We start from the raw sequence: 3,505 nt of genomic DNA, 5'->3' as shown, positions 1-3,505 counted from the left end.
TACGAGGTCGTGCACGCCCATGGCCGCATCACGGTGCTGGACGACGAGCGCTTTGTGCGCGGCTTGGTGGCCCGCCTGACCAAGCGTCACGAGGCCGCCGAGCCCAAGCCATGGAAAATGGGCGACTCGGCGCCAGCGTTCATCGAGGAGATGCTGGCCAAGATTGTGGGCATCGAGATCGAGCTCACATCACTCACCGGCAAGTCCAAGCTCAGCCAGAACAAGGAGGCGCGCGACCGGCTGAGCGCCGGCAACAAGCTGGACGCACGGGGCCAGACCGAACTGGCGCAGGCCATGCGGAGTACGGTCTGAACGCAAACCTGCTCCAGCTCGGTGAAATGGTGAAATGCAATGGCAGCCGGTCACGGCTGTTCCATGTGCTGAACACACGTCAGCGCAGCGTGCAGTTCCATCTAGACTGTTCTTGGACGGGTGCACATTCGCCAGCCTCGGAGCCGTGCCGTCGATGTGGCCTTCGCATTTAAGATCGGAATTGGGATGAGTAGCAAGGACCAGGAGTTCGCCGTCGACTCGGACGGGTTGCATCGGGCCGTCGAGTTGATGAGTCGTGATTTCAGCAGGGCGAAACGCCTCGACCTGCCGACGGAACTGCCGCTGTGTGGGATGGGTTCCACGGCTGCACTGAACGCGCTGGCGCCGAGCATTCTTGGAGGCGCAGCGCGTCTGGGCGAGGCCACTTCATTTGCCCACATGGACCCGCCAACCCCATGGGTCACTTGGGCCATGACGCTTTGGAACGCGTCGCTCAACCAGAACCTGCTTCACCCGGCCACATCACCTGTCGCTCGCCAGATGGAAGAGCGGGTCGTGGCATGGCTCGCACCATTCTTCGGCATGAACGGCGGACACATGACGCCGGGCTCGACAGTGGCCAACCTAACCGCGCTGTGGGCGGCACGAGAGTGCGCAGGCGTGACCGAGGTGGTTGCATCAGCCGGAGCGCATCTCTCCATTGCAAAAGCGGCCCACCTATTGGGTCTCAAGTACCTGAGCTTGCCCATAGACGCCAACGGTTCGATGGATGCGGCGCGGTTGCCGACCGATCTGCGCAAATCCGCCTTGGTCCTCACCGCCGGCGCAACCAGTACAGGTGCCATCGACCCCCTTGATCTGGCCGGCAGGGCAGCCTGGACCCATGTCGATGCGGCCTGGGCTGGGCCTTTGCGGATGAGCAAGTACGCCCACCTGCTGGCCGGCATCGAGTCGGCAAACTCGGTTGCCGTATCGGCGCACAAGTGGCTTTTTCAACCCAAAGAGTCTGCGCTTGTCTTGTTCAAAGACACCGAGAAAGCCCACGCGGCGGTGAGCTTCGGTGGAGCATACCTGGCCACCCCCAATGTGGGCGTTCTTGGTTCGCATGGCGCAGCTGCCACGGCCCTACTGGCGACGCTGCTTGCGTGGGGGCGTGAAGGGGTTGCCCAGCGCATAGAGCACTGCATGGACCTTGCACACCGCCTGGGAGATTTTGTGGCTGCAGACGAGCGTCTTGAGCTTTATGCCGAACCCCAAACCGGCATTGTGGTCTGGCACCCTAAAGACGAGAACTTGTTTGATCATGCACTGCGTAAGTTGCCTGCTGGTTCCACGTCTACGACCTCCCTGGCGGGTGTGAAGTGGTACCGCAATGTAGCGGCCAATCCCAGTGCTGACATTGACCTGCTCATTGCCACCATTCGGGGCGTCTTGCCTTAGCGTGCCCAGTGCGCGCTCACCGGCCGCCTTTGCTGCCCGAGGGCCGAAGCTGAAGAGATCTGTCACTCGGTCTACTTCCCGTCCAAAGTCAGCTGCCGGATCCGTCCGCGCCGCTTCACGGTCCTGGCCTATTCCGTTGAAAAACTCAGATTGCGGACGAGTCTTTCAGCGGAATAGGGTTGACGCTGAGAGCCCTGAACGACCGTTGCCTGGTCAACTACTTGTACACCGCTCACAAGAGCCCCGTGGCGCAACGTGCGCTGGACCAGGTTGGGGCGACGCTTCCCTGAAGGTCTCGCACAGGCCGGAATCGAAGCAGCTACACCGCCTGCCCATGCCGCCGTCAGAACAGGGTGTTGGAATTCTTGGGCTGCGCCGGCACCGCCTGTTCCACGTCCCAGTGTTCGACGATCAGTCCCTTTTCAACCCGGAAGATGTCGATAACGGCGCTGCCTCGATCGCTGGGGTCAGCCGGGTTCTCTTTGCAATGGTTGTGCACCACCACCAGGTTGCCTTCGGCAATCACCCGCTTGATGTCGCAACGAAAATTGGTCTTCTCGACATACGCCGCAAACCCTTCGATGAACGCGGAGGGGCCGTCGGCGCCACCCGGGTTGTGTTGGACGTACTGATCGGCTGATATGTACTTCCGCGCGGCCTCGACGGGCTTGCGTTGCACGAAGGCGAGGTCGAAGAACGCCGTCACGATTTGCTTGGGCGTCTGCTCCGCAGCCGCGGGAATCGCCACCAGGGCGCCCAGGAAAACCAACACGAAACGCATTTGGGTCAAAAGAGTCTTGGGAGCAACGTTCGGAAAGATGATTGGCTGGCCAAAGAAGCTGGGGTCACCAGCGGGACGCTGTGTCTACCAGTCGAACGCGTGTCGACAACGCATGCAAGGCGATGGCATGCAGCATCTCGCTGACCGTGGTGCAGGCATCGGTGAGTACCGTCACGCGCTCGTAGGCATCGGCTTGGCGGGACAGCGCCGTGTGGGTCACGCAGTTCTGCGTCATCATGCCGCATAGCACCAACTCGGTAGCGCCCAGCGCCTGCAGGGTCGATTGCAGGTTGGTGCGCTCGAAGCTGTCGGCGAAATGCTTGACCACCACGGGCGCATCCGGCGCTGCGGCGAGGATGCGCGGGTGAATCTTCACGCCTTCGGTGCCTGCGTTGAAGAACGGGGCGATGCCCTGCGTTGCGTCAGCCACGTGCTGCACATGAACCACCGGCAGGCCATTTTCCTGTGCATGGCGGATCGCCCGCTCGACAGAGACCAAGGCGGCCTCGGTGTTGGCCAGCGCGAAGGCACCGCCCGGAAAGTAGTCGTTCTGCAGATCGATCAGCAACAAGGCTGGCTTGGACATTCGTGTTCTCCGGGGCAATGAGTGAAGTCTTCATTCTTCCAAGAACAGGCGCGCTCGGCCATCGGCCTGAATGCCAATAGTCGGTAAGATCGGGCCAATATGTTCTGGCCCCACTCTTGAATCGATGCCCTTGACATCACCACCCGCTGGGCAAGCGCTGCGCCGTCGCGTGGCTGTTGTGGTGTTCGAAGGCATCAGCCCATTTCACCTGTCGGTGCCTTGTGTGGTGTTCGGCGAAGGTTTGGCACCCGACAACCCGTTTGATCTGGTGGTGTGCAGCATTGACCCGGCACCTGTGCGGTAAGCGGTAAGCCGAAGGCGTTGTTCCCACGCGGTGGTCCTTTTCCCAGAATGCCTGCATCGACAACGACAGCAAGGCGGATGAAGTGGAACAGCAACGAGGACGGGGACACCTGGGAGAGGCG

5 protein-coding genes are annotated in these 3,505 nt (G+C 61.5%); 3 read left to right on the top strand and 2 right to left on the bottom strand.

Annotated elements, in window-relative coordinates; translation table 11 throughout:
- Both ACIQ67_RS20195 and ACIQ67_RS20190 read left to right on the top strand, forming a co-directional pair.
- The coding region (locus ACIQ67_RS20195; protein WP_397536166.1) for an FMN-binding negative transcriptional regulator at nt 1-312 on the top strand (312 nt) is incomplete at its 5' end.
- 186 nt (nt 313-498) lie between these two features.
- The gene (locus tag ACIQ67_RS20190; RefSeq protein ID WP_397536165.1) at nt 499-1,713 is read left to right on the top strand and encodes a pyridoxal phosphate-dependent decarboxylase family protein; all 1,215 of its coding nucleotides are present in this window, start codon (nt 499-501) and stop codon (nt 1,711-1,713) included.
- Between the two features lie 343 nt (nt 1,714-2,056).
- Here the strand turns inward: ACIQ67_RS20190 and ACIQ67_RS20185 are convergent, their stop codons facing one another.
- Nucleotides 2,057-2,494 carry a nuclear transport factor 2 family protein gene (locus ACIQ67_RS20185; RefSeq protein WP_397536164.1) on the bottom strand — a complete coding sequence of 146 codons (438 nt, stop codon included), beginning with the start codon at nt 2,492-2,494 and terminating at the stop codon, nt 2,057-2,059.
- A 64-nt stretch (nt 2,495-2,558) separates the two neighbouring features.
- Nucleotides 2,559-3,080, bottom strand: a complete 522-nt coding sequence (locus ACIQ67_RS20180) for a cysteine hydrolase family protein (RefSeq protein ID WP_397536163.1) — start codon at nt 3,078-3,080, stop codon at nt 2,559-2,561.
- Between the two features lie 130 nt (nt 3,081-3,210).
- Between ACIQ67_RS20180 and ACIQ67_RS20175 the strand changes: the two genes are divergently transcribed.
- The gene (locus ACIQ67_RS20175) at nt 3,211-3,384 is read left to right on the top strand and encodes a hypothetical protein (RefSeq protein WP_397536162.1); all 174 of its coding nucleotides are present in this window, start codon (nt 3,211-3,213) and stop codon (nt 3,382-3,384) included.
- Nucleotides 3,385-3,505: the final 121 nt, after the last annotated feature.

The sequence above is a fragment of the Roseateles sp. genome, from assembly GCF_044373315.1.
Taxonomy (GTDB): Bacteria; Pseudomonadota; Gammaproteobacteria; order Burkholderiales; family Burkholderiaceae_C; genus JACDQM01.
The sequence above is the reverse complement of the archived record's forward strand: the minus strand, read 5'-3'. Positions and strand labels throughout refer to the sequence as shown.

Bases quoted from the DNA above. Each gene is read 5' to 3' on its own strand.
- ACIQ67_RS20190 (WP_397536165.1), top strand. From the start codon at position 499: ATGAGTAGCAAGGACCAGGAGTTCGCCGTCGACTCGGACGGGTTGCAT.
- ACIQ67_RS20185 (WP_397536164.1), bottom strand. From the start codon at position 2,494: ATGCGTTTCGTGTTGGTTTTCCTGGGCGCCCTGGTGGCGATTCCCGCG.
- ACIQ67_RS20180 (WP_397536163.1), bottom strand. From the start codon at position 3,080: ATGTCCAAGCCAGCCTTGTTGCTGATCGATCTGCAGAACGACTACTTT.